This is a genomic window from Sphingobium sp. B8D3A (genome assembly GCF_025961995.1).
In the GTDB taxonomy this organism is placed as follows: domain Bacteria; phylum Pseudomonadota; class Alphaproteobacteria; order Sphingomonadales; family Sphingomonadaceae; genus Sphingobium.
The window spans coordinates 2,783,251-2,807,824 of sequence record NZ_JAOQOS010000001.1; the positions used below are offsets into that span (position 1 = coordinate 2,783,251).

21 protein-coding genes and 1 tRNA gene are annotated in these 24,574 nt (G+C 64.6%); 9 read left to right on the top strand and 13 right to left on the bottom strand.

The window, feature by feature from the left end:
• Positions 1–95 precede the first annotated feature (95 nt).
• The 9 genes from M2342_RS12925 to M2342_RS12965 all read right to left on the bottom strand — a co-directional run bounded on the left by M2342_RS12925 (position 96) and on the right by M2342_RS12965 (position 8,869).
• Positions 96–800: a tetratricopeptide repeat protein gene (locus M2342_RS12925; RefSeq protein WP_264579392.1), complete on the bottom strand. Its 705-nt coding sequence runs from the start codon at positions 798–800 to the stop codon at positions 96–98.
• Positions 797–1,219, bottom strand: coding sequence for a cytochrome c-type biogenesis protein CcmH (locus M2342_RS12930; protein WP_264579393.1), 423 nt, complete (start codon positions 1,217–1,219; stop codon positions 797–799). Before M2342_RS12930 ends, M2342_RS12925 begins: the two co-directional genes overlap by 4 nt.
• The gene (locus M2342_RS12935; protein ID WP_181559109.1) at positions 1,216–1,758 is read right to left on the bottom strand and encodes a DsbE family thiol:disulfide interchange protein; all 543 of its coding nucleotides are present in this window, start codon (positions 1,756–1,758) and stop codon (positions 1,216–1,218) included. The genes M2342_RS12930 and M2342_RS12935 overlap by 4 nt, the downstream gene beginning before the upstream one ends.
• Positions 1,755–3,716, bottom strand: coding sequence for a heme lyase CcmF/NrfE family subunit (locus M2342_RS12940; protein WP_264579394.1), 1,962 nt, complete (start codon positions 3,714–3,716; stop codon positions 1,755–1,757). The genes M2342_RS12935 and M2342_RS12940 overlap by 4 nt, the downstream gene beginning before the upstream one ends.
• Positions 3,713–4,192, bottom strand: a complete 480-nt coding sequence (gene ccmE / locus M2342_RS12945; RefSeq protein ID WP_264579395.1) for a cytochrome c maturation protein CcmE — start codon at positions 4,190–4,192, stop codon at positions 3,713–3,715. The genes M2342_RS12940 and ccmE overlap by 4 nt, the downstream gene beginning before the upstream one ends.
• A 1-nt stretch (position 4,193) precedes the next feature.
• Positions 4,194–4,325 (bottom strand): heme exporter protein CcmD, encoded by a 132-nt coding sequence (ccmD, locus tag M2342_RS12950; RefSeq protein WP_181559106.1) that lies wholly within the window; start codon positions 4,323–4,325, stop codon positions 4,194–4,196.
• A 9-nt stretch (positions 4,326–4,334) separates the two neighbouring features.
• Positions 4,335–5,066: a heme ABC transporter permease CcmC gene (ccmC, locus tag M2342_RS12955; RefSeq protein ID WP_264579396.1), complete on the bottom strand. Its 732-nt coding sequence runs from the start codon at positions 5,064–5,066 to the stop codon at positions 4,335–4,337.
• Between the two features lie 95 nt (positions 5,067–5,161).
• Entirely contained in the window at positions 5,162–6,277 is a 1,116-nt protein-coding gene (gene rodA, locus M2342_RS12960) for a rod shape-determining protein RodA (RefSeq protein WP_264574755.1), read from the bottom strand.
• Between the two features lie 168 nt (positions 6,278–6,445).
• Positions 6,446–8,869 carry a membrane-bound PQQ-dependent dehydrogenase, glucose/quinate/shikimate family gene (locus M2342_RS12965; RefSeq protein WP_264579397.1) on the bottom strand — a complete coding sequence of 808 codons (2,424 nt, stop codon included), beginning with the start codon at positions 8,867–8,869 and terminating at the stop codon, positions 6,446–6,448.
• 235 nt (positions 8,870–9,104) lie between these two features.
• Between M2342_RS12965 and purF the strand changes: the two genes are divergently transcribed.
• Positions 9,105–10,568: an amidophosphoribosyltransferase gene (gene purF / locus M2342_RS12970; RefSeq protein WP_264579398.1), complete on the top strand. Its 1,464-nt coding sequence runs from the start codon at positions 9,105–9,107 to the stop codon at positions 10,566–10,568.
• Positions 10,569–10,585: 17 nt separating this feature from the next.
• Positions 10,586–11,311: an SDR family NAD(P)-dependent oxidoreductase gene (locus M2342_RS12975; protein WP_264579399.1), complete on the top strand. Its 726-nt coding sequence runs from the start codon at positions 10,586–10,588 to the stop codon at positions 11,309–11,311.
• A gap of 260 nt (positions 11,312–11,571) precedes the next feature.
• Here the strand turns inward: M2342_RS12975 and dnaJ are convergent, their stop codons facing one another.
• Together dnaJ and dnaK are read right to left on the bottom strand one after the other, a co-directional pair.
• A complete protein-coding gene (dnaJ, locus tag M2342_RS12980; protein WP_264574752.1) occupies positions 11,572–12,699 on the bottom strand; it encodes a molecular chaperone DnaJ in 1,128 nt (375 codons plus the stop codon).
• Between the two features lie 71 nt (positions 12,700–12,770).
• A complete protein-coding gene (gene dnaK / locus M2342_RS12985) occupies positions 12,771–14,678 on the bottom strand; it encodes a molecular chaperone DnaK (RefSeq protein ID WP_181559100.1) in 1,908 nt (635 codons plus the stop codon).
• A 282-nt stretch (positions 14,679–14,960) separates the two neighbouring features.
• Here dnaK and M2342_RS12990 point away from each other — a divergent pair, with 282 nt between their 5' ends.
• Together M2342_RS12990 and M2342_RS12995 are read left to right on the top strand one after the other, a co-directional pair.
• Positions 14,961–15,434, top strand: a complete 474-nt coding sequence (locus M2342_RS12990; RefSeq protein ID WP_264576223.1) for a copper chaperone PCu(A)C — start codon at positions 14,961–14,963, stop codon at positions 15,432–15,434.
• Between the two features lie 199 nt (positions 15,435–15,633).
• Positions 15,634–16,947: a glycosyltransferase family 4 protein gene (locus M2342_RS12995; RefSeq protein ID WP_264579400.1), complete on the top strand. Its 1,314-nt coding sequence runs from the start codon at positions 15,634–15,636 to the stop codon at positions 16,945–16,947.
• Between the two features lie 290 nt (positions 16,948–17,237).
• On the opposite strand, the gene M2342_RS13000 is transcribed toward M2342_RS12995, so the two are convergent.
• Positions 17,238–17,312 (bottom strand) — tRNA-Val (locus tag M2342_RS13000).
• A 113-nt stretch (positions 17,313–17,425) separates the two neighbouring features.
• Complete coding sequence (locus M2342_RS13005) at positions 17,426–17,965, bottom strand: TIGR00645 family protein (RefSeq protein WP_264579401.1); 540 nt, start codon at positions 17,963–17,965, stop codon at positions 17,426–17,428.
• A 162-nt stretch (positions 17,966–18,127) separates the two neighbouring features.
• On the opposite strand from M2342_RS13005, the gene hslV reads away from it, so the two are divergent.
• From hslV to M2342_RS13030, 5 genes are all read left to right on the top strand, one after another.
• A complete protein-coding gene (hslV, locus tag M2342_RS13010) occupies positions 18,128–18,670 on the top strand; it encodes an ATP-dependent protease subunit HslV (protein ID WP_264572210.1) in 543 nt (180 codons plus the stop codon).
• A 109-nt stretch (positions 18,671–18,779) separates the two neighbouring features.
• Positions 18,780–20,081, top strand: coding sequence for an ATP-dependent protease ATPase subunit HslU (gene hslU, locus M2342_RS13015; protein WP_264579402.1), 1,302 nt, complete (start codon positions 18,780–18,782; stop codon positions 20,079–20,081).
• A gap of 28 nt (positions 20,082–20,109) precedes the next feature.
• Positions 20,110–20,886, top strand: coding sequence for an enoyl-CoA hydratase-related protein (locus tag M2342_RS13020; RefSeq protein ID WP_264579403.1), 777 nt, complete (start codon positions 20,110–20,112; stop codon positions 20,884–20,886).
• Between the two features lie 175 nt (positions 20,887–21,061).
• Positions 21,062–22,207: a GGDEF domain-containing protein gene (locus M2342_RS13025; RefSeq protein WP_264576269.1), complete on the top strand. Its 1,146-nt coding sequence runs from the start codon at positions 21,062–21,064 to the stop codon at positions 22,205–22,207.
• Between the two features lie 162 nt (positions 22,208–22,369).
• Positions 22,370–24,472, top strand: coding sequence for a PQQ-dependent dehydrogenase, methanol/ethanol family (locus M2342_RS13030; protein ID WP_264579404.1), 2,103 nt, complete (start codon positions 22,370–22,372; stop codon positions 24,470–24,472).
• Positions 24,473–24,574 lie beyond the last annotated feature (102 nt).

The following is a 24,574-nucleotide window of genomic DNA, read 5'->3' on the forward strand; positions in this document are numbered from 1 at the left end:
CCTGACTCGCAATCATCAATCGCGCTTCCCTTGCCCAGGCCCTGCCCTGAACGCGCGGCGCCCTAGCACTTCGTCGAGAGGCACGCAACGCACCATCAGGGGCCGGCATTTCCGCTTTGGGGCGCCCCAGCCTGCGGGGCATCGCCCTGAGATGGGCCACCCTGCGCCATGGCATCGCGCCGCTCGATGAGCGCATTGAGCAACGCCACGTTGCGGATCAGCTCTTCACGCAGCTCGAAATCCTCCGGCAGGCGCGCTGCCAGCTTCAGCCAGACATCACGCGCGCGGTCGAACTGACCCGATTCCGCTAGGGCAAGCCCATAGAAATAATTGGGAGAAACGCCGTCCGGCTGGAAATGCAGGGCCTGCGCGAAGGCATAATCCGCCGCCGGGGTCAGCGTGCCATTGCCATGCGCGACCAGCGCATTGCCCAGCCCCACCCAGATGTTCGCGTCATCGGGATATTCTTTCAGGCCCGAGAGCAGCACATTGGCGGCGCCGGCCGTGTTGCCCTTGCGGGCGAGCGCGTCGGACACGACGAACCATTTGGTCGCGCCGGTCAGCCGCTCGCCGATTTCCGAGCGCTTCTTGGCCAGCGCCTCATCGAACTTCACGCGCGAGTCGTTGGCTGCGACCGGCTTGTCGGCCAGACCCGGACTGCCCTGCCAGGCATAGCCGGCGAGGCCGAGCAGCAGCGCAGTGGCAACCGGCGCGGCATGGCGGAGCGGCAGGCGCGCACCCAGCATGATGCCGATGCCGACCATGAGCGCGATGCCCGCTGCGATCAACAGGCCGGTCATGCCTTCGCTCCCTTGCGGCGGCGCATCCGCCCATATGCGAGCGCCCCGCCCGCGCCCAGCAGCATCAGCGGTGCCGCCCAGAGCGGCCAGAGAATGGGGTCCGCGGTCGGCTTGTAGCTGATCCAGTCCCCATAGCGCTCGATGAGCCAGGCGCGAATGGCCTCAGGGTCTTCGCCCGCGGCGATGCGCTCGCGGATGATCGAGCGCAGGTCCGCCGCCATGCTCGCGTCGCTGTCCGCAATGGACTGGCTCTGGCATGTCAGGCAGCGAATCGTGTGCATCAGCTCGGTTGCCTTCGCCTCCAGCGCCGGATCGTCGAGCTGGCGATTGGCATAGGGTGCGGGCGGCAGTGCCGTCTGCGCGAAGGCGGGCGCCGGCAAAATCACAAGCAAGGCCGGCAGAATGAGCGCGCCTCTCATGATTGCGCCTCGCGCAGCTTTTCGAGGATCATGTCCACATCCTGCGGGCCGATCACGCCGATATGCTGGTAGCGGATGATGCCCTTGCCATCGACCACGAACGTCTCCGGCACCCCGGAGGAGCCCATATAGAACTGCAGGGCACTGCGCTCATCCAGCCCGATGCGCTGATAAGGATTACCGTGGCGCGTGAGGAAGTCGTCCACATCGGCACGGGCATCGCGGATCGCGACGCCATCAATGGGGACGCCGCGCTGGGCGAGTTGCAGGAGCACCGGCGCCTCGGCGATGCAAGGCACGCACCAGCTCGCGAAGATATTGAGTAGACGCGGCTGGCCGTCCGCCATCGCCTTGGTCGAGAGCGTCGGGCGACTGGAGGCGCCCGCCGGCAGGTCCATCGGCGGCACCGGTTTGCCGATCATCCGCGATTGCACCACCGTCTGCTGCTCACGGTTGAGGCCGAGCGAGGCCACGCCGAGGAAGATCACATAGGCGATCAGCGGAATCCACAGGATGAGCGAGCGCTTGCCGAACTTCATGCCAGCGCCTCCTGCGGATGCTCCGCAGCGGCGCCAGATGCGCGCGCGATCCGCGCCTGCTTACGCTCGCGCCGGACGCGGCCGACCAGCGCCAGCGCGCCGCCCAGCGCGATCAGGCCCGCGCCGCCCCAGATCAGCGTGACGAACGGCTTCCACCAGATGCGCAACTGCCAGCGGCCATTTTCGAGCGCTTCACCGAGCACCAGATAGAGCTGGCCGTTCCAGCGGGTGAGTTGGATGGACTCGTTGGTCGGCGTCGGCGGATCGGTGAAATAGCGGGCCTGAGGCCGCGCGGTGCCGATCACCTTGGCGCCACGCCGCACGACAAGCTGCGCTTCCATGGCGGTCCAGTTCGGCCCGGCATAGGGCCGCACTCCTTCCATGGTCACGGTGTAGCCGGCGATCTCGAAAGAGTCCCCCGGCGCCGCCGCCGCCAGCCGCTCGGATGAAAAGGCCGATTCGCTGGCCATGCCGGCCAGGCTGACTGCGCAGCCCAGATGCGCGATCACCATGCCATAAGTGAACATCGGCGTGCGCCGCAGATTGCGCTTCCAGAGCGGCGCGACGCTGGCCACGGCAACGGCGGCGGCCATAACGAGGCCCAGCAGCGGCAACCAGCCGATCGGGCGATCCGCAAACAGCAACACGGCGATCAGCGTGACCACGGCAGCGCCGATGGCGGGAGCCGAACGCCGAAGCGCCGCGCCCGACTCGTCCCGCCGCCAGCGCAGCAGCGGCCCGACGACCAGCGCGGCCATCAGCACCAAAGTGATCGGACCGATCACCGCGTTGAAATAGGGCGGACCGACAGAGACACTCTGGCCCAGCATTTCGGTCAGCAGCGGATAGAGCGTGCCAATGAGCACCAGCCCCAGGATCACACACAGCAGCAGATTGTTGACGACGAGCAGCGCCTCCCGGCTGAGCGGATCGAACCGCGCGCCCTCGTTCACCGTGTGAACCCGCATGGCGAACAGCGCCAGCGCGCCGCCGATATAGAGGCCGAGCAGAATGAGGATGAAGCTGCCACGCGTGGGATCGACCGCGAAGGCATGGACGCTGGTCAGGATGCCCGAGCGCACGAGGAAGGTGCCGATCATCGACATGGCGAAAGCGACCACTGCCAGCATCACCGTCCAGGCGCGCAACGCATCGCGGGCAGCCAGGACCGAAGCGCTATGGAGCAACGCTGTCGCCGCCAGCCAGGGCATGAGCGAGGCATTCTCGACCGGATCCCAGAACCACCAGCCACCCCAGCCCAGCTCATAATAAGCCCAGTAGGAGCCGGCAGCGATGCCGATGGTCAGCAGGACCCAGGCACCCAGCACCCACGGCCGGATCGCACGGGCGAAGCGGGCATCCACCTGCCGGGTAAGCAGCGCCCCCACTGCGAAGGAGAAGGCCACGGACAGGCCGACATAGCCAAAATAAAGCGTCGGCGGGTGGAAGGCGAGACCGGGGTCCTGCAACAGTGGATTGAGCCCCTGCCCCTCGACCGCCGGGGGATTGAGGCGCTGGAAGGGATTGGAGGCAAACAGCAGGAAGGCATAGAAGCCAAGGCTGATCGCCGCCTGCGCGCCGAGCGTCGCGAAATGGGTCGCGCGATCGAGGCTGCGCTCGAACAGCGCCACCGCGCCGCCAGCAAGGCTCATCACTGCCACCCAGAGCAGCATCGAGCCCTCGTGATTGCCCCAGGCTCCGGCGAATTTGTAGATGAACGGCTTGAGCGAATGGCTGTTCGCCGCGACCAGATAGACCGACATGTCGGAGATCAGGAACAGGACGATGAGCAGCGCCATGGCGAGACCCGCCAGCACGCCCTGCGCCACCGCCAGCGGCCGGATGAAGCGCGCCGCATCGGCATTGCCGCGCGCAACGGCCAACCAGGCGAGCAGCAATTGCAGGCCGGCGAGCGTGGCCGCGAGCCACAGGGCGGCAAGGCCGGCTTCAGCGATCATTGGCCGCTTGCATCCACCTGATGGGTCTGCGGATCATATTTGATGCCCTCCATCTCGCGCGGCATGTAGCGCTCGTCATGCTTGGCGAGGATGTTGGTCGCGCGGAACACGCCGTCTTCCCCAAAGGCACCTTCCGCCACCGCGCCGCTGTTCTCGACAAAGAGGTCGGGTGTGATGCCGGTGAAGGAAGCCGGCAGGGTGGCCTTGCCGTCGGTCAGGCGAAAATCCACGGTTGTGCCGTTGGCGTGGCGCTTGATGCTTCCTGCTTCGACCATGCCGCCCAGACGAATCGCGCGGCCGGGCTCAACCTTGGCGGCCAGCGCTTCGGCGGGCGTGTAGAAATAGGCAGCCTGCGAGCGCAGCGCGGACATCGCCAGCAGCACGCCCCCGATCATCGCTGCCAGCGCCAGCACCACGAGGATGAGGCGCTGATGCTTGCGCTTGGGGCCAGCTCTGTTCGTCGTCACCGCAACCATTTCAATCCCGCTCCAGCAAATCCCGCGCCCGGCGCTCCGCCTGCCGCGCGCGAGCCCAAGCCCACAGGCTGGTCGCAACCGTCGCAACGAAGGTGAGGCCATAAGCTGCAATCACGAAAGGCCAGGGATTCATCGTTTATCCTCAGCCCCGCGACATCCGGCGCAACCGCGCCTCGATCCGATTTTCCGCCAGCATCGCCCGCATCCGCAGCAGCACGATCGCCGTGAACCAGAGGGTAAAGCCGAGCACGGTCAAGCCCAACGGCCAGAGCATGGAGGGCGCGATGCTGCTGCTCATGCCGACCACGCTGATGCTCTTGGCCTGGTGGAGACTGTTCCACCACACCACCGAATAATGGATGATCGGCAGATTGAGCGCGCCGATGAGCGCATAGATCGCCGTCACGCGGCTGACGCCGCCGGCATCGCCCCGCTCCACGCTGGCGCGCGCCAGCGCGATGTAGCCGATGTAGAGGAACAGCAGCAGCAGCATGGAGGTCAGGCGTCCGTCCCACTCCCACCACGTCCCCCAGGTAGGCCGGCCCCAGATCGATCCGGTCGCGAGGCACAGGGCGGTGAAAACCGCGCCCGGCACAGCAATGGCCCGACCTGCCACACTCGCCAGCGGGTGGCGCCAGACGAGCTGCATGATCGCCGCGATGGTGAGGCCACTCCAGCCGCCCATGCCCAGCCAGGCCGCCGGCACATGAATGTAGAGGATGCGGAAGCTGTGCCCCTGAAGATAATCCGCCGGGGTCATGAACAGCCCGGCCCAGCAACCGGCGAGAATCAGGAGGATGCCGCCCCAGAAGCACCAGGGCGTCGCAGGCACGGCAATCGCCAGGAAACGTCGCGGGTTCGCAAGGACGTGCATCCCGCCCCTTTAGAGGCAGCGGGGCAGGCGCGCCAGTGGCTTTGGCCAGAGAATGTGACGCCGCATGTGACCCCGAATGTAACGTCCCGCCGCGCTCAGCGCAGATAGGGGTTGGCGCGCTTGCGGGTCTTGCGGTCGATGCCCATCAACAGCCCCAGCGAGATCATGATCGAGAGCATCGCGGAGCCGCCATAGGAGACGAGCGGCAAAGGCAGGCCGACGACCGGCGCGAAGCCGACGACCATCATCATGTTGATGGAGATGTAGAGGAACAGGCTGCACGTCAGCCCCGCCGCCAGCAGCTGGTCGAAACGGCTGGCAGCATCCCGCGCGACGTTCATGCCCCAGCGCAGCAGCAGCCAGAACAAGGCGATGATGACCGTCGCGCCGAGCAGCCCCCACTCCTCGGTTATGGCCGGAAAAATGAAATCGGTATGCGACTCAGGAAGATAATGGAGATGGCTCTGACTACCTTGCAGGTAGCCCTTGCCGAAGAAGCCGCCCGAGCCAATGGCGATGACCGACTGGGTGATATGATAGCCCGCGCCCAACGGGTCAGCCTCCGGGTTCATGAAAATCGTCACGCGCCGCTGCTGGTGCGGCAGCAGGAAGCTGTAGATCACCGGGATCAGCACGATCGCGGCCGCGCCCGCAGCCGCGTAGAGCCGCAGCGGCAATCCCGCGAGAAAGGTCACGACCGCCACGGACAGCACCAACATCATGCCCGTGCCCAGATCCGGCTGGAGCAGGATGAGCGCGAAGGGCACCACCGTGAGCGCGACCGGCGGCCATAATGCCGTGAAGGAGCGCGTCGCGGCGGGCGGCAACATCTCGTAGAATCGCGCCACCATGCCGATCACAGCCAGCCGCACGAACTCGGAGGGCTGCAACTGCATGAAGCCGAGATTGAGCCAGCTCCGCGCCCCGCCCCCCACGATGCCCATCATCAGCACAATGATGAGCAGCGCGAGACTCGCCAGATAGGCCGGGAAGAGCAGCGGCTTGAACTGCTCGGAGGGGATGTAGGAAATCACCAGTGCCAGGATCAGAAACAGCGCAAAGCGCAGCAGATGCGCACCGGCCCACGGCACCATCGAACCACCAGCCATGGAATAGAGTGCGAGCGCGCCGACCACCGCCAGCGCCGTCACGATGCCGATGGCACGCCAGGACTGGTTGGCGATCGCAGGCGGGACATGCACGAGCATCATTGGACGGATCTTGAACCGGAGTTTGGGAGAGCGACGTTGCCCTACCCGCCTAATGCCTTTCCGCCTCCAGTGAAAGCACGCGCTTCACCCCTTTGCCTCAGGCAAGCGCTCGGCAGATCGAGCGGGCTTGCCACGCCTGACCTGCCGAAGCCATGTTTTCTCCCATTCTCATCCCGGCAAAGCGTAGGCGATCACTTCATCGCCAATCGGTGTCTCCATGAAATGGTGCCCACCCGCCATGATGACGAGATACTGCTTTCCGTTCACCTCATACACGCTCGGCGTCGCCTGACCGCCCGCCGGCAGCGTATCCTGCCAGAGGGTCTTGCCCGTCTCGATGTCGATGGCGCGGATCAGATTGTCAGTGGCTGCGGCGATGAAGGCCACACCGCCAGCCGTGACCACTGCGCCACCATTGTTTGGCGTGCCGATGTTGATGGGAAGCATGGACGGAATCCCCCAAGGGCCATTGCGCCGCGCGGTGCCGAAGGGGCGATCCCAGATCGTCTGGCCGGTCCGCATGTCGATCGCGCGAATACCGCCATAAGGGGGACGCTTGCAGAGTAGGCCAGTCAGCGACAGCCGCCAGCCGGCATTCACCGAGATGGCATAAGGCGAGCCGGCCTGCGGGTCTTGCGAGCCGTGACCGCCCCCCTCGCTCATGCTGCCGCCCCGCGCCTTCTCGTCGCCACGCGGCGCCGGGAAGCCGCGACGGTCCGCCTCGGCGCGCGGCACCAGGCGATTATAGTTGGGCATATTATTGTAGTTGGCGAGGATCACGCCGCGTACCGGATCGATGGCGAGGCCGCCCCAGTCCGTGCCGCCATTATAGCCCGGATATTCGACGAAGTGCTTGTCCGCCGTGGGAGGCGTGTACCGCCCGCGATATTCTGCCTGCCGATATTGGATGCGACAGACCATCTGGTCGATGGGGGACATGCCCCACATGTCGCTTTCCTTGAGGTCGGGGAAGGCGAGCGTGTGGTAGGTGGAATAAGGCTGGGTAGGGCTGCGCCGCTGCGGCTCCACACCGGTGCGCGGCACCGCCCGCTCCTGCACCGGGAAGATCGGCTGGCCGGTGCGACGGTCCAGCACATAGATTTCGCCCTGCTTGCTCGGCAGGATCAGCGCCGGCACCGTGCCGGAGCCATTGGGGAAATCGACCAGCGTGGCCTGCGCCCCGAGGTCATAATCCCACACATCCCGATGCACGGTCTGGAAGCGCCAGCGGGGCTTGCCGGTCGTCACGTCCAGCGCAACCAGCGAGGATGAAAAGTCGTCCTCCTGCGGGCTGCGGCTTCCGCTCCAGTAATCCACCGCGGAATTGCCCATCGGCAGATAGACCAGCCCCAGCGACTCATCGCCGCTGGCAATGGTCCACATATTGGGTGTGCCGCGCGCATATTCCTGTCCGGCCGGTGGATCGCCCGCCCAATCCGGGTTGAGCATGTCCCAAGCCCAGCGCTTCTCGCCCGTGACCGCATCATAGCCCTGGATGACGCCGGACGGCGCATCCCGCTTTTGCCCATCCAGCACTTGGTGCCCGGTCACGATGACGCCTCGCACGATGGTGGGCGGCGATGTGATCGAGACCATGCCCGGCACCACCTTGCCCATGCCGCGCTTGATATCGACCGCGCCGTTCTCGCCGAAGTCGGAACAGGGCCGGCCGGTCTGCGCATCCACGGCAATCAGGCGCCCGTCCAGCGTACCCTCGATGATCCGCGTCGCGCAGGCCTGCCCTTCCGTGGCTTGCGGCACGGCATAATAAGCGACGCCCCGGCACGCCGCTGTATAGGGAATCCACGCATGGTCGACCTTGGGATCGTAGCGCCAGCGCTGCTGACCGGTCGCCGGATCGAGCGCGATGAGAATATTAGTGGCCGAGCACAGATAGAGCGTATTGCCGACCTTCAGCGGCGTCGTTTCGGCGCCATATTTGTTGTCGGCCATGTCCTCGGGCAGATCGCCGGTGTGGAACACCCAGGCGCGCTGCAATTTTCCGACGTTGGCGGGCGTGATCTGGCCCAGCGGAGAATAACGCTGCGCTGCGTAACTCCCGCCATAAGCCGGCCAGTCCGTCCCAGGCCGCAACAGCGAGGGATCGGCCACCGTCGAGGCCAGCCGCGCCGGCATCGCGCCCACGTCCGGCAGGTTGAGGCGGGAGATCACGACGCCACCCACGGCCAGCACCAACACGGCTGCCACGCTCGCGATGACCGGCAAGCGCCAGTGCCAACGCACGGGCTGAAGCGCCGGCAAGGTCAGCAGCACGAGAATCAGGAGCACCGTCGGGCCGACGGTGAAGGGAATCAGCGCCCACCCATCGAGCCCGGCCTCAGCCAGCCCCCAGATGATCGAAAATCCATAAGCCGCGAGGTAGACCCAGACGCCCAGCACCCGCTGTCGGATAAGAAGAAAGCCCGCCAGACCGAGGAGCACCCCGGCAAAGAGGTAATAGAGGCTGCCGCCCAGCACCGCGAGCCACGCGCCGCCGATAGCCAGCACGAGGCCGACCAGCGCGATAATCACGCCGACGATGGTTGCGAAGAGGGAGCGAGCACGCGCGCGGGACGTCCAATCAACCGGCATGGCGATCTCCTTTTGCGAGGGAAACAGCCCCCGGGCGGCATGGTTCCGAACTTTATGCCCTTCGCCAATTTTGGCAGCTTCACGCGCTTATGGCGGCCCCACCCGTGCCTAACCCGGCGCATTCACCACCTTTCTTGCGACAATGGGGCGACAAAGCAGTTTGACGCTCCTATATGGCCGGCAACGAGGATCGCGACACGGCGGGAATCGCACCCCGTCGGCTATGAGTAGAGCCATGCTGACCACGCACCCATTTGATGACGACAAGCTGCGCGAAGAGTGCGGCGTTTTTGGCGTATTTGGCGCCGACACAGCCTCCGCCATGGTGGCGCTGGGCCTTCACGCCCTGCAGCATCGCGGGCAGGAAGCCGCCGGCATCACCAGCTGGGACGGTGAGGAGTTCCACACCCACCGGGCCATGGGCCATGTCGCGGGCAACTTCGACAAGGACGATGTGATCCGCCAGCTCGCCGGCCATGTCGCCTGCGGCCATGTGCGCTATTCGACCACCGGCGAGACCGCGCTGCGCAACGTCCAGCCGCTCTATGCCGAGCTGTCCTCGGGCGGCTTCGCCATCGCTCACAATGGCAACATCTCCAACGCGATGAACCTGCGCAAGCGGCTGGTGCGCGATGGCGCGATCTTCCAGTCGACCAGCGATACCGAGGTGATCATCCACCTCGTCGCCAAATCGCGTTACCGGACCCTGCTGGATCGCTTCATCGATGCGCTCAAGCAGGTCGAAGGCGCCTATTCGCTCATCTGCCTGACGCGTGAGGGCCTGATCGCCTGCCGCGATCCGCTCGGCATCCGTCCGCTCGTCATGGGCCGGCTGGGCGATGCGATCATCTTCGCCTCCGAGACGGTGGCGTTCGATGTGGTCGGCGCGGAATATATCCGGCAGGTCGAGCCCGGCGAGCTGATCGTGGTGACGCAGGGCGGCGAAATCCGCTCGCACCGCCCCTTTGGCGAGACGGCGCAGGCCCGCCCCTGCATCTTCGAGCATGTCTATTTCTCGCGGCCGGACTCCATCGTGGACGGCAGCAGCGTCTATTCGGTTCGCAAGGGCATTGGCGCGCAGCTGGCCATCGAGAGCCCGGTCGATGCCGATCTCGTGATTCCCGTGCCGGATAGCGGCGTGCCTGCCGCCATCGGCTATGCGCAGCAATCGGGCATTCCGTTCGAGCTGGGCATCATCCGCTCGCATTATGTTGGCCGCACCTTCATCCAGCCAGGCGACAAGGTTCGCCATTTGGGCGTGAAGCTCAAGCACAACGCCAATCGGGCGCTGATCGCCGGCAAGCGCATCGTGCTGATCGACGATTCGATCGTCCGCGGCACCACCAGCCTCAAGATCGTGCAGATGATGCGCGAGGCCGGCGCCAAGGATGTGCATATGCGCATCGCCAGCCCGCCGACCCGGCACAGCTGCTTCTACGGCGTCGATACGCCCGAGCGCGCCAAGTTGCTCGCGCACCGCATGGACGTCTCGCAGATGTGTTCGTTCATTCATGCCGACAGCCTCGCCTTCGTGTCGATCGAAGGCCTTTACCGGGCGATCGGCGAGGCCCGCCGCAACGATGAGCTGCCGCAATATTGCGATGCCTGCTTCACCGGCGATTATCCCACCACCCTCACCGACTTCGACGATCAGGCCGAAGTGAACCAGCTCGAACTGCTGCGCGAACGCGTGGTCTGAGCCGGAGCGGAGACAGCATGACCGACACGACCGACAACCGGCCCCTGGCCGGGCGCCTTGCCCTCGTCACCGGCGCCAGCCGGGGCATCGGCGCGGCCACCGCGATCGAACTCGCGCGCGATGGCGCGCATGTGGTTCTGGTCGCGCGGTCCGTGCCGGATCTTGAAGCGGTGGAAGAACAGATCCACGCCGCAGGCGGCAGCGCCACCATCGCCCCGCTCGACCTGACCGACGGGGAGAGCATCGGGCGCCTGGCCAAGGCGATCAGCGGGCGCTGGGAAGCGCTTGACGTGCTGGTGCTCAATGCTGCCACGCTGGGCACGCTTGCTGCCGTGACGGCCATCGACACCAAGGAATTTGCCCGGCAGCTCACGCTCAACATCGCCTCGACTCAGGCGTTGATCGCGGCCTTCGATCCCATGCTGCGCAAGAGCGCGGACGCGCGCGTGGTGGCCCTCTCCACCGGCGTCGCGACGGCGCCACGCGCTTATTGGGGCGCCTATGGTGCCTCCAAGGCGGCGCAGGACGTGCTGGTGAGCGCCTATGGGCAGGAAGTCACCAAGATTTCCAAGGTCCGCACCCACATCGTCAACCCCGGCCCCACCCGCACCACCATGCGCGCCCGCGCCTATCCCGGCGAAGACCCGGCCACGCTCAAGACACCGGACGTGGTCGGTCGTGCGATTGCCGATCTGGTGGTCAGCGATGCGGCCGACGGCACGCGGGTCGATCTGCCGCGGTAAGAGTGGCGGCCGGCGTTTAGGGCCGGGCTTACTCGATCAACGATTTGGGGCAGTGCTTTTGCGCCCTGGGCTCCTGCCTGCGCAGGAGCACAAGGTGGTGTGGAGCATCATCTTTTTGCTTCGATTGATATGACGTTCAACTTAAGCCACGAAGCAACGCTGTGCTCCTGCGCAGGCAGGAGCCCAGGGCAGCGAAGATCAACGTCGGCAGCTCGGGTAGAGCTCTGATAAGCGCTCCGACAATCCGCCACCCGCTCAGATCACTCCGTCAAATCGCTCCACACATTCTTGATCTTGCTAAAAAACCCGCTCGACTGAGGACATTCCTCGCCGGTCTCGGTGGCGCGGAACTCCTCCAGCAATTCCTTCTGCCGGGCCGAGAGTTTGGTGGGCGTTTCCACCTCGATCTGGATGACCAGATCGCCCCGGCCGCGCGCATTCAGGACCGGCATACCGGCGCCGCGCTGGCGCAGTTGCTTGCCGGACTGAATGCCGGCGGGAATGCGGATTTCGTGATCCTCGCCGTCCAGGCCCGGCACCTCGATGGTGCCGCCCAAGGCCGCGAGCGTGAAGCTGATCGGCACGCGGCAGAACAGGTTGGTGCCGTCCCGCTCGAAAATCTGGTGCCGCTTCACATGCAGGAAGATGTAGAGATCGCCCGCCGGCGCGCCGCGCGGTCCGGCCTCGCCTTGCCCGGTGAGGCGAATGCGCGTGCCTTCATCGACGCCAGCCGGCACCTTCACGTCCAGCGAACGGCGCTTGTCCACGCGCCCCTCGCCGCGACAGGCGCGACAGGGTGATTTGATCCGCTGGCCCGCGCCATGACAGCTCGGGCAGGTCCGCTCGATGACGAAGAAGCCCTGCTGCGCCCGCACCTTGCCGTGGCCGCCGCAGGTCGGGCAGCTTTCCACGCTGGTGCCCGGCTCCGCGCCGCTACCATCGCAGGCGTCGCACTGAGTGGAGACGTCGATCTCGATGGTCGTGTCACGGCCATGGAAGGCATCTTCCAGCGAGATTTCCATGTCGTAGCGCAGGTCCGCGCCGCGCCGCGTCTGTTGACGGCCACCCCCGCCAAAACCATCGCCGAAGATCGTCTCGAAAATATCGGAGAAATCGGAGAAGCCGGCCTGACCGCCGCGTCCGCCGCCCATGCCCCCCTGCTCGAAAGCGGCGTGGCCGAAGCGATCATAAGCCGCACGCTTTTGCTCGTCCTTCAGGCAGTCATAGGCCTCGTTGATCGCCTTGAACTTGGCTTCGCTCTCCTTGCAGCCCGGATTGCGATCCGGATGACACTGCATGGCCAGCTTGCGATAGGCCGACTTGATCGTCGCGCCATCCGCCGTCCGCTCGACTTCGAGCAGCTCGTAATAATCGATTTTGCTACTCATGCCCCGCAGCAGTCCCAAGCAATCGCCCGGCCGGCCAGTTCATGGGCCGGCCGGGCGTCATTTCCGTTCAATCAGGCTTTGTTGTCTTCGTCGACTTCCGAGAACTCGGCGTCGACGACGTCATCATCAGCCTTCTGGGCCGTGCCTTCGGCGCCCGGAGACGCGGCCGCAGCCTGCTCCTTCTCGTAGATCGCCTGACCGAGCTTCATGGAGACCTGAGCCAGTTCCTGGGTCTTGGTCTTCATCGCCTCGACATCGCCGCCCTCGACCGCGCTCTTGGCCGCGGTGACAGCCGCCTCGATCTCGCCCTTGAGCGCCTCGTCCACCTTGTCGCCATGCTCGGCGAGTTGGCGCTCAGTGGTGTGGATCAGGCTCTCGGCGTTGTTCTTCGCCTCGGCGCCCTCGCGACGCTTCTTGTCTTCCTCGGCAAAGCGCTCGGCATCCTTGACCATCTGGTCGATGTCGGAATCGCTCAGACCACCAGAAGCCTGGATCTTGATCTGCTGCTCCTTGCCGGTGCCCTTGTCCTTGGCCGAGACGTTCACGATGCCGTTGGCGTCGATGTCGAACGTGACCTCGATCTGCGGCACGCCGCGCGGCGCCGGCGGAATGCCGACCAGATCGAACTGGCCGAGCAGCTTGTTGTCCGCCGCCATTTCACGCTCGCCCTGGAAGACGCGGATGGTCACTGCCTGCTGATTGTCGTCAGCCGTCGAGTAAACCTGGCTCTTCTTGGCCGGGATCGTGGTGTTACGGTCGATCATGCGGGTGAACACGCCACCCAGCGTCTCGATGCCGAGCGACAGCGGCGTCACGTCGAGCAGCAGCACGTCCTTGACGTCGCCCTGCAGCACGCCGGCCTGAATGGCAGCGCCCATGGCGACCACTTCGTCCGGGTTCACGCCGGTGTGCGGTTCCTTGCCGAAGAACTCCTTCACCACTTCGCGCACGCGGGGCATGCGGGTCATGCCGCCGACGAGCACGACGTCGCTGATCTCGCTGGAGGAGACGCCTGCGTCCGCGATCGCCTTCTTGCAGGGCTCCAGCGTGCGCTTGATGAGCGCCTCGACCAGCCGCTCAAGGTCGGCACGGGTGATGGTCTTGACCAGGTGCTTGGGACCAGTCGCGTCGGCGGTGATGAACGGCAGGTTCACCTCCGTGGTCTGCGCGCTGGAGAGCTCGATCTTGGCCTTCTCGGCGGCTTCCTTCAGGCGCTGCAGGGCCAGTTTGTCGCCGCGCAGGTCGATGCCTTCGTCCTTCTTGAAACCGTCAGCGAGATATTCGACGATCTTGGAGTCGAAGTCCTCACCGCCGAGGAAGGTATCGCCGTTGGTCGACTTCACCTCGAACACGCCGTCGCCGATCTCGAGGATCGAGATGTCGAAGGTACCGCCGCCAAGGTCGTAGACCGCGATGGTCTTGCCTTCGCTCTTCTCAAGCCCGTAGGCGAGCGCGGCCGCGGTCGGCTCGTTAATGATGCGCAGCACTTCAAGGCCCGCAATCTGGCCGGCGTCCTTGGTCGCCTGGCGCTGCGCGTCGTTGAAGTAGGCCGGCACGGTGATGACGGCCTGCGTCACGGTCTCACCGAGATAGCTCTCGGCGGTTTCCTTCATCTTCTGCAGGATGAAGGCGGAAATCTGCGAGGGACTGTAGTCCTGCCCGCCAGCATTCACCCAGGCGTCGCCATTGGGACCCTTGGCGATGTTGTAGGGGACCAGCTCCATGTCCTTCTTGGTCAGCGGATCGTCGAACCGGCGACCGATCAGGCGCTTGACGGCATAAACGGTGTTGTCCGGATTGGTCACGGCCTGACGCTTGGCCGGCTGGCCAATGAGCCGCTCGCCATCCTTGGCGAATGCCACGATGGAGGGCGTGGTGCGCGCGCCTTCCGCATTCTCGATCACTTTCGGCTTGCCGCCGTCCATCACGGCGACGCAGCTGTTCGTGGTGCCGAGATCAATACCGATAACCTTAGCCATATTTGCCCTCTTGTACCCCATGTGTAGTTGAGCGCCCGGAATTGGGCCGCTGCCGGGGCGGCTCCGCACTCAGGCCGAAACCACCCCGTTGACCGCGCCGATATAGGAGGGTGTTTTCGCGCAACAAGTCCCGAGATGATTTAGCTGACCCAAGCGCGCACGGCAGGCCCGGCCGGACAGGGCAGGAGATGCTCGCCCGAGCAAGCCGGCCCTGTTTTGCTTGGCGGCGTAGATCACCGGGTCTAAAGCCCGGCGAGATAACAAACCTCCCGGAGACCGCACATGCACAAGCCCTCCTCGCTCCTCGTCGCAGCCGCGATGCTGGCGACGCTCGGTGCGTGCAGCGACCCGCCGCCGCTGGATGTCGATGGCGGCTTCCTGCGCCTCAACCCCAATCCCAATGCCCCCTCGGCGGCCTATTTCACGATCCACGGCGGCGCCGATGATGTCGTGCTGCGCGACGTGCTGACCGACGAGGCCGTGCGGGTGGAAATTCACGAGAGCAGCACCAAGGACGGCGTCGCCTCCATGCGCCCAGTGAAGACCGTGGACGTGCCCGCCGGTGCGACAGTGAAGTTTGAGCCGGGCGGCAAGCACCTCATGCTGTGGTCGATCAACCCGCAGGCCCTTGCGGACAAGAAGATGACGTTCACATTCATCTTCTCCAACGGCCAGCGCATTCTCGCCGACGCCATCGTGCAACAGCCGGACACGGAGGGCGCGATGACCGGTATGGAAGACCATAGCGGCCACTGAGCCGCTACGTATTTAGGCACATACGGGCGTCACGGCGCTGCGATGGTCGGCGCAGGGCAGACTGAACCTGCAGCCCAGCCTGATAGCGAAACGATCTCCGATATTAGAACGGATTTAATACTTGCCGGGTTAGAGACTTGCTGCCGCGCGCGCCCGCTTTATGGGGCGGCTGGGCGGAGAAATGTGGTGGGGTCGGTTGATGGAAGACGTGGCAAGCAAACCATTGGGCGGCTTGCTCCTTATCTTGCCCCTTCTCGTTCATCAGTATGAAGGCGATGTCTTCATTGAGCAACAGGCGGCGAATGGCCTGCACCAGTGGATTCGCCATTTCGGCCAGATGACGTTGTGCGTGAAGGTCGTGAGCGCTCCCCCTCCCGCGGATAGCGTCTCGATCGCAGGGCTTGGCTTGGGACCAAATCTTACCGTTGAGCTGATGCCGCGAGGGTGGACACCCCTTTCCTTTGCCAAGGCCTATCCAGAAATGCGTGCCAAATTGTCACGCCTGATCGACAGCCACGCGTTCCTCCATTGTGCCCTTGGCGGGGCATGGGGAGACTGGGCCGCCGTTGCGGCGCTGATGGCCGCTCGCCGGGGGCGGAAAGTTGCCGTGTGGACAGACAGGGTCGAGTCGGAAGTCATGCGCATCGACGCCCTCAGAGCATCGGGCGTCCGGCGCTTTGTCAGGCTTATGAATGCGAGCCTCGCGCGACGCCTGGAGCGTCGCGCGATTGGTTCGGCAGCGCTTGGCCTGTTCCACGGCAATGATTGCTACCAGACTTATCGTGGGTTCAATGCCAATCCGTTTCTTGTGCACGACATCCATTTGAAGCCGCACGACAAAATCTCGGACGAAAGCCTGAACCGCAAAATACGCGACGTCGAGCACGGCCCTCTGCGTCTGATCTACATTGGGCGGTTTCACCCCGATAAAGGTGTCATGGACTGGATAGAAACGCTCCGTCTCGTCAAAGAGGCCGGCGTGGCGTTTCATGCCCAGTGGTTTGGCGATGGCCCGCAACGGGAAGAGGCACGCGCAAAAGTGCTGGCGCAAGGGCTTGAAGAACAGATTGAATTCCCCGGCCTCCTTGTCGATCGATCGGAGCTGCTGGATAAGTTGCGCGCGGCGCATCTGATGCCGTTTTGTCACCTGACACCTGAATCTCCGCGAAACCTGATTGAGGCGCTGGCGTCCGGAACACCCATAGTCGGTTATGAGTCAGCATATCCTCAGGATTTGATTTCGGGCCACGGTGGCGGCGTGCTCACCCCCATGGATCCTCAGGCTTTAGCGGCTGAACTGGTCCGACTGGGGCGTGATCGGGCTGCCCTCGCGGCGTTGATCGGCCGGGCGGCTCAGGATGGTGCGCACATGAACGACGAAGCCGTGTTCGCTCATCGTGCATCACTGATGAAGCTATACTGTCGAGCCGAACCTCGGGGCGTCGAAGCTCCCATCAGCGGGACGGGCCTTGAGGGCGCGCGCCGTGACAGCGATTTCAAACCCTGCGCTTAGTCTGACCGGATAGAGGGGACCGCCTGCCCCCGAGCATGTGACAAGTGCCATCGAAAATCACCCCCAAGCTATCCTTGGCCAGGGGCAAGGTTCTGATCATCGTCGATGTAGGCGCGAAGATCGGCGCCGCATGTATTTGGCTTAGAGCCCGCAAACCGGCGTGAAATGCTGTACGGGATTTGTACCGATCAGCCCATGGAAGAGGCCTTTGTTTTGGGTCCGCCCCGGAAATGCGGTTTTTCATTCGCTCGGAAATGTGCATTAAAAACCCTTGAAATCAGGGCATTTAATGGTGGGCGCGGCAAGGATTGAACTTGCGACCCCACCCGTGTGAAGGGTGTGCTCTACCACTGAGCTACGCGCCCGGCGATCCAATCGCGGAGGCGAGCGCTTTGGCGATTGAGGGGCGGTATGTCAAGCCGCTGTATCGGCCTTCCGTGCGATTCCTTCGGGCACCAGCGCGACACCGCGCTTCGCGTCAGTGCTTGGTCTGCGTCATCCGGTCGACATAGGCGATGCCGATGGCGGAGACGATGAAGAGGCCGTGGATGATCGACTGCCACATCACCCCCTCGCTCGTCACGCGGGCCGTGGGCGTGCCGATCGCGCCGGCCTCGATGAAGGTGCGCAGCAGGTGGATGGAGGAAATGCCGATGATCGCCATGGCCAGCTTCACCTTGAGCACGCCGGCATTCACATGGCTGAGCCACTCGGGCTGATCGCGATGACCCTGCAGGCCGAGGCGGGACACGAAAGTCTCGTATCCGCCGACGATGACCATGATCAGCAGGTTCGAGATCATCACCACGTCGATCAATCCGAGTACCACCAGCATGATCTGCTGCTCGGTGAACTCATAGGCGTGCATAACCAAGTGAATCAGTTCCTTGAGGAACAGGAACACATAGACGCACTGCGCGACGATGAGGCCCAGATACAGCGGGAGCTGCAGCCAGCGCGACCCGAAGATCAGAAGCGGCAGCGGACGGAGCGGAGCGTTGGGATCGGCAGGTGTCATGGCGGCGCCAGATAATGGGCCGCCCAAGCCCTGTCATCCCCGATTCTGGTGGCCGCCCGGTGATCATCGCACGCTGCGCGCGCTCGACCGACCGGCTGCCGCTTGCATGGCTGGTTCCCCTCACCCATATCGCGGCGCATGGCAGACACCCAGCACAGCGCCATGCCGGTCTGGCACGGCACCACCATCCTCTCCGTCCGCGCTTCAGGAAAGGTCGTCGTCATCGGCGATGGCCAGGTCTCGATGGGGCAGACGGTCATGAAACCCAATGCCCGCAAGGTCCGCCGCCTGCATGATGGCAGCGTGATTGGCGGCTTTGCCGGCGCCACCGCCGATGCCTTCACGCTCTTCGAGCGGCTGGAGAGCAAGCTGGAGCGCCACAACGGGCAGCTGATGCGCGCCGCCGTGGAACTGGCGAAGGACTGGCGGACGGACAAATATCTGCGCAATCTTGAGGCCATGATGATCGTGGCGGACAAGGACACGACCTTGATCCTCACCGGCAATGGCGACGTGCTGGAGCCGCTGGAAGGCATCGCAGCGATCGGATCGGGCGGCAATTACGCGCTCTCCGCCGCGCGGGCGCTGCAGGATTATGAGAAGGACGCCGAGACGCTCGCCCGCAAGGCCATGAAGATCGCGGCGGAAATTTGCGTCTACACCAATGACAGCCTGACCATCGAGACTCTGGACAGCGCCACCTGACACATCATCCCGCCTCACCCCGTTCGTCTCGAGCGAAGTCGAGAGACGGACAGACCGGCCTCAACGTGTCTCGACTTCGCTCGACACGAACGGATTTCAAAGCACCCTTATGAACGACAATCTCACCCCCAAAGCCATCGTCACCGCGCTGGATGCGCACATCATCGGCCAGGCCGAGGCCAAGCGCGCCGTCGCCGTTGCCCTGCGCAACCGCTGGCGGCGGCAGAAGCTCTCGCCCGAGCTGCGCGACGAGGTGACGCCCAAGAACATCCTGATGATCGGCCCCACGGGCTGCGGCAAGACCGAGATCAGCCGGCGCCTCGCCAAGCTGGCCGATGCGCCGTTCATCAAGGTGGAAGCGACCAAGTTTACCGAGGTCGGCTATGTCGGCCGCGACGTGGAGCAGATCGTGCGCGATCTGGTTGAGGAAGCGGTGCGCCTGGAGCGCGAGCGCCGGCGCGAGGCGGTGCGCGGCGCAGCCAGCGAGGCCGCCATGGGCCGGCTGCTCGATGCCCTCACCGGCAAGGAAGCCAGCGAGGCGACCCGCCTCTCCTTCCGCCAGCGGATCGAAAACGACCAGATGAACGATGTCGAGGTGGAGGTCGAAGTGACCGACGCGCCGGCCGCGCCGATGGAAATCCCCGGCATGGGCGGCAATATCGGCATGATTAACCTCTCGGACATGATGTCCAAGGCCATGGGCGGGCACCAGAAGAAGCGCCGCAAGATGCGCGTGGCCGATGCCTGGGACAAGCTGGTCGAGGAGGAGCAGGACAAGCGGCTCGATCAGGATGATGTCGCTCGCGTCGCCATTGCCTCGGCCGAGCAGAACGGCATCGTGTTCCTCGATGAGATCGACAAGATCGCGGTGAGCGACGTGCGCGGCGGATCGGTGAGCCGCGAGGGCGTTCAGCGCGATCTGCTGCCGCTGATCGAGGGCACGACGGTCGCCACCAAATATGGCCCGCTCAAGACCGACCATATCCTGTTCATCGCCTCGGGCGCCTTCCATGTCGCCAAGCCGAGTGACCTGCTGCCGGAACTGCAGGGCCGCCTGCCGATCCGCGTGGAATTGAAGGGCCTCACTGAGGAGGATTTCGTCGCGATCCTCTCCGACACCAAAGCCTCGCTGCCCGAGCAATATGCCGCGCTTCTGGCCACCGAAGGCGTGACCATCCAGCTCGCGCCGGACGGCATCCGCGCCATCGCGAAGATCGCCGCCGACGTGAACGAGCAGGTCGAGAATATCGGGGCGCGCCGGCTCCAGACGGTGATGGAGAAATTGCTGGAGGATGTGAGCTTCGAGGCGGACACCCGCGCGGGCGAGACGATCACCATCGATGCCGGCTATGTCGAGCGCCAGCTTTCGGGTATCGCCAAGAACACGGACCTGAGCAAATATATCCTCTGAACCGGACGCCTTAAGGGAGCGATTGCGCATGAGCTATGAGACAGTGCTGGTCGAGCAGCGCGGCGCCGTCACGCTGGTCACGCTCAATCGCCCCCAGGCGCTCAACGCCCTCAACAGCCAGGTGCTGGCCGATCTGATCGCCGTGTTCGAGGCTTATGAGGCGGACGAGGGCCAGCGCTGCCTCGTCCTTACTGGCAGCGAAAAGGCGTTTGCGGCCGGTGCGGACATCAAGGAGATGGCCGACAAGACCGGTGCCGACATGTATCGCGCCGAGATGTTCGCCCAGTGGACCAGCCGCATCGCCGCGACCCGCAAGCCGTGGATCGCGGCTGTGGCCGGCTTCGCGCTGGGCGGCGGATGCGAACTGGCGATGATGGCGGACTTCATCATTGCCGCCGACACAGCGAAATTCGGTCAGCCTGAAATCACATTGGGTGTGGCGCCGGGCATGGGCGGATCGCAGCGGCTCACCCGCGCGGTCGGCAAGGCTAAGGCGATGGACCTGTGCCTCACCGGTCGCCGCATGGATGCCGAGGAAGCCGAGCGAGCTGGCCTTGTCGCGCGCATCGTGCCGGCCGACGATCTGCTCGACGAAGCGCTCAAGGCGGCGGAGGCCGTCGCCGCCATGCCGCCGTTGGCCGTCATGGCCAACAAGGAGCTGGTCAACCTCGCCTTTGAGACCACGCTCACGCAGGGGCTGGTCAGCGAACGGCGCATCTTCCAGCTCCTCGCATCCACCGAAGACAAGGCGGAGGGCATGGCAGCCTTTGTGGAAAAACGCCGGCCGGAATGGACCGGGCGCTAGGCGCCCCCGCCACGCGCTGCGCCGACGAGGCACGGCACAACAGGTCGCCCGAAATAATAACAATTTTAAAGATTTGGAGACGTTTCACCCTCTAGGTGGAGCGCTCACGGCGAGCGGCGCGACTTGATGAGACGAGCCCTCCGTGGTTGACCGAAATAAGATGTGAGATGTGACGGTGGGTAACATCAAAGGCCGAGGCAGCCCCCTGCGTCATCACCCCGAAGCGGTTGAAATCGATCTGATTCGCGGTCTCTTTCACGCCTTCGCGCCGGCGCTGGTCATGACGATCAGCTTTCTGTCTGCGGGGCTGGTGATCCTGAACCGCACCGGGGACAGCATCCTGCTCGTCCTGCTGATCCTGGGCGCGGTTGCGTCCGTCGCCCGCCTCGTGTCGGCGCATCTGATCGCACCGATCATCCATGCCGAAGGGGTGACGATCGAGCAGGCGAGATATCTCGAGCGGCTCTTCGCGATTCCCTATCTCTGCTTTTCCCTTGTGCTTGGCCTGTTCGGCTTTCGCCTGCTCCAGCTTCCCTCGGCGGACACCCATATGGTGGCTGCGGCCCTGTCGCTGAGCTATTGCGCCGGTGTCGCTGTCGGCATGGGATCGCGGATGTGGATCGCCGTACCGAGCATGATGCTGGCGCTCGGGCCGGTGATCGCCGCGATGCTGCTGCAGCCCGACTTTCTCTACAAGCTCAGCGGCGCCGTGATGGCGGCGATCCTGCTCAGCGGCATCCAGAGCCTGCGCGGCAAGCAGAACCGCTCGGCCGACGACATTGCGCTGCGCATCGCCTTCTCGCACCTCGCCCGCAAGGATGCGCTGACCGCCCTCCCCAACCGCATCGCGCTGCGCGAATGGTGGGAGCAGGTTGTTGCTTCCGGGGCGGAGAACAAGCTGGTCGCGGTCCATTATCTTGACCTCAACGACTTCAAGCCGGTCAACGATCGCCATGGCCACCCGGTCGGAGACGCCCTGCTCGCCGCCGCCGGCAAGCGCATCGCCCGGACGATAAGGGACAGCGATATCGTCGCGCGGCTCGGCGGGGACGAATTTGCGGTCATCCAGTATGACATCGTGAACGCCGACGACGCCGCCCAGCTCGCCGCCCGCATCCGGGAGGCGATCACCCAGCCGTTCAGCATCGGCGCGCTGACCCTCAAGATTTCGACCGGCCACGGCTTCGTGGTGTCGCGCGGCCGGGACGAAGCGCTCGAAGACCTGCTCGCCCTTGCCGACAAGGCGCTCTACACCAGCAAACAGGGCGGCGAGATCTCGCAATATGAGGCCGTCGAGACAATCACCCGCCGCGTCGCCTGATCAGCACGTCCATCTCCGCCCCGCCCGGTAGCCACTTGGGTCAACAAGTGTGACGCGCGGGTCAAGCCAGCAGCGTTGGATTCACGCGCCTTGTGCGGCATAGCCTGAAGGCGCGGCCCCACCTGCTCATCGCGCGCAGGCGGCCGAACGTCGGGAGAGGATATGAAGACGCACGGGCTTGCTTTTCTGGCCGCAACGGCGCTGCTGGGCGCCAGCGCTTGCCAGATGACGACCTCCACCACTTCGGTAGCGACGGAAGCCGGCATCGGCCACGCGCAGATGGTGAAGGCCGACGATCAGCCCGGCCAATGGGCATCCTACAGCCGGACCTGGGACGAACAGCGCTACAGCCCGCTCGACCAGATCAATGACAGCAATGCCCATCGCCTCGGCCTCGCCTGGTTCGACGATCTCGATACCTATCGCGGCGTGCAGGCGACGCCGCTGGTGATCGACGGCGTGCTCTACAATGAGAATATCTTCAACGTCGTCACGGCCTATAATGCCAAGACCGGCGAGAAATTGTGGGTTTACGACCCCAAGGTCGGCAAGGAATGGGCCGGCCTCGCCTGCTGCGGCCCCTCCTCGCGCGGCCTTGCGGCCTGGGGCAACAAGATCATCATCGGCGCGCTGGATGGGCGGCTGATTGCCATCGATCGCAAGACCGGGGCCGAGCTCTGGTCCGCGCAGACCTTCGATCGCAAGGAGCAATATTCGATCACCGGCGCGCCGCGCGTCTATGACGGCAAGGTGATCATCGGCAATGGCGGCGCGGACTATGGCTCGCGCGGCTTCGTGGCCGCCTATGATGCCGAGACCGGCAAGCGGCTGTGGAAATTCTACATCGTCCCCGGCAACCCCGCCAACGGCCCGGACGGCGAAGCCTCCGACAGCGCGATGAAGATCGCCGCGCCGACCTGGCACGGCAAATTCTGGAAGACCGGCGGCGGCGGCAATGCGTGGGACAGCTTCGCCTACGATCCCGAACTGAACCTCGTCTACATCGGCACCGGCAATGGCAGCCCGCAAAGCTGGCATCACCGCAGCGACAGCAAGGGCGACAATCTGTTCCTCTGCTCCATGGTGGCGGTGGATGCGACCACGGGCGCCTATAAATGGCACTACCAGATGGTGCCCGAGGAGGACTGGGATTATACCTGCACCCAGCCCATCGTGCTCGCCGACCTCAAGATCGACGGCAAGCTGCGCAAGGTGGCCATGCAGGCGCCGAAGAACGGCTTCTTCTACGTGCTGGACCGCGCGACCGGCGCGCTGATCTCCGCCAAGAGCTATGTGTCGGTCAACACATGGGCCAGCCATGTCGACATGAAGACGGGGCGCCCGGTGGTGCTGCCCACCGCGCATAACACGACCACGCCGCACATCATGAGCCCGAGCTGGATGGCCGCGCACACCTGGCACCCGATGAGCTACAGCCCCAAGACCGGGCTGGTCTATCTCTCGGCGCAGGAGCAGGGGTCGATCTACGCCAACCAGCCGGACGGTGCGTATCAATATGTGCGCGGGCGCAACAACACCGGCTTCGATCATGCCAACCAGCCGGACCTGCGCAAACAGCTGATGAACGAGATCATGGCGAGCGAGAAAGGCTATCTGCTCGCCTGGAACCCGGCAACCCAGAGCGAGGCCTGGCGCGTGCCCTATCCGCATCCGGGCTCAGGCGGCGTGCTGACCACGGCGGGTAACATCCTCGTGCAGCCGACGATCAACAAGACCGTCGCCATCTACCGGGCGGACAATGGCCGGAAGCTCTGGGAGATGAACGTCGATCAGGCCGGCGTCGCGGGCGCGATGACCTATATGATCGACGGCGAGCAATATATCGCGCTCAATGTCGGCTGGGGCGGCTCGCCGGTCTATAATCTCGCCAAGGATGGCCCCTTCCGCTTCGCCACCGCGAAGCTGCTGGTGTTCAAGCTGGACGCCAAGGGCGTGACGCTGCCGCCGATGAAGACGCAGGAAGAGACCGCCTATCTGCCCCGCCAGCGCATCCCTACCGAGGTCGCGGCGCGCGGCGCGGCTCTCTATGGCGAGACCTGCAATCGCTGCCATGGCGACAATGCCGTCGGCGGCATCAAGGATCTGCGGCGGATGAGCAAGGACGCGCATGACGGCTTTCTCGACATTGTGTTGAACGGAACCCTGCTCCACAAGGGCATGCCCAATTTCAGCGGGGTGCTGACCAAGGCGCAGGCCGAAGACATCCACGGCTATCTCATCACCCGTGCTCAGGAAGACTGGTAAGGGCACGGGAACGGGCACCCCGCGCCGACGTTAGACCAATGAGAGACAACAGGCGTGGGACGAGATCATGACGAGACAAGCGAAAACCGATAAACCGAACTC

Excerpts from the sequence above, each read along its gene's own strand:
- M2342_RS12925 (WP_264579392.1), bottom strand. The coding sequence starts at position 800 with ATGACCGGCCTGTTGATCGCAGCGGGCATCGCGCTCATGGTCGGCATC.
- M2342_RS12930 (WP_264579393.1), bottom strand. The coding sequence starts at position 1,219 with ATGAGAGGCGCGCTCATTCTGCCGGCCTTGCTTGTGATTTTGCCGGCG.
- M2342_RS12935 (WP_181559109.1), bottom strand. The coding sequence starts at position 1,758 with ATGAAGTTCGGCAAGCGCTCGCTCATCCTGTGGATTCCGCTGATCGCC.
- M2342_RS12940 (WP_264579394.1), bottom strand. The coding sequence starts at position 3,716 with ATGATCGCTGAAGCCGGCCTTGCCGCCCTGTGGCTCGCGGCCACGCTC.
- ccmE (WP_264579395.1), bottom strand. The coding sequence starts at position 4,192 with ATGGTTGCGGTGACGACGAACAGAGCTGGCCCCAAGCGCAAGCATCAG.
- ccmD (WP_181559106.1), bottom strand. The coding sequence starts at position 4,325 with ATGAATCCCTGGCCTTTCGTGATTGCAGCTTATGGCCTCACCTTCGTT.
- ccmC (WP_264579396.1), bottom strand. The coding sequence starts at position 5,066 with ATGCACGTCCTTGCGAACCCGCGACGTTTCCTGGCGATTGCCGTGCCT.
- rodA (WP_264574755.1), bottom strand. The coding sequence starts at position 6,277 with ATGATGCTCGTGCATGTCCCGCCTGCGATCGCCAACCAGTCCTGGCGT.
- M2342_RS12965 (WP_264579397.1), bottom strand. The coding sequence starts at position 8,869 with ATGCCGGTTGATTGGACGTCCCGCGCGCGTGCTCGCTCCCTCTTCGCA.
- purF (WP_264579398.1), top strand. The coding sequence starts at position 9,105 with ATGCTGACCACGCACCCATTTGATGACGACAAGCTGCGCGAAGAGTGC.
- M2342_RS12975 (WP_264579399.1), top strand. The coding sequence starts at position 10,586 with ATGACCGACACGACCGACAACCGGCCCCTGGCCGGGCGCCTTGCCCTC.
- dnaJ (WP_264574752.1), bottom strand. The coding sequence starts at position 12,699 with ATGAGTAGCAAAATCGATTATTACGAGCTGCTCGAAGTCGAGCGGACG.
- dnaK (WP_181559100.1), bottom strand. The coding sequence starts at position 14,678 with ATGGCTAAGGTTATCGGTATTGATCTCGGCACCACGAACAGCTGCGTC.
- M2342_RS12990 (WP_264576223.1), top strand. The coding sequence starts at position 14,961 with ATGCACAAGCCCTCCTCGCTCCTCGTCGCAGCCGCGATGCTGGCGACG.
- M2342_RS12995 (WP_264579400.1), top strand. The coding sequence starts at position 15,634 with ATGGAAGACGTGGCAAGCAAACCATTGGGCGGCTTGCTCCTTATCTTG.
- M2342_RS13005 (WP_264579401.1), bottom strand. The coding sequence starts at position 17,965 with ATGACACCTGCCGATCCCAACGCTCCGCTCCGTCCGCTGCCGCTTCTG.
- hslV (WP_264572210.1), top strand. The coding sequence starts at position 18,128 with ATGCCGGTCTGGCACGGCACCACCATCCTCTCCGTCCGCGCTTCAGGA.
- hslU (WP_264579402.1), top strand. The coding sequence starts at position 18,780 with ATGAACGACAATCTCACCCCCAAAGCCATCGTCACCGCGCTGGATGCG.
- M2342_RS13020 (WP_264579403.1), top strand. The coding sequence starts at position 20,110 with ATGAGCTATGAGACAGTGCTGGTCGAGCAGCGCGGCGCCGTCACGCTG.
- M2342_RS13030 (WP_264579404.1), top strand. The coding sequence starts at position 22,370 with ATGAAGACGCACGGGCTTGCTTTTCTGGCCGCAACGGCGCTGCTGGGC.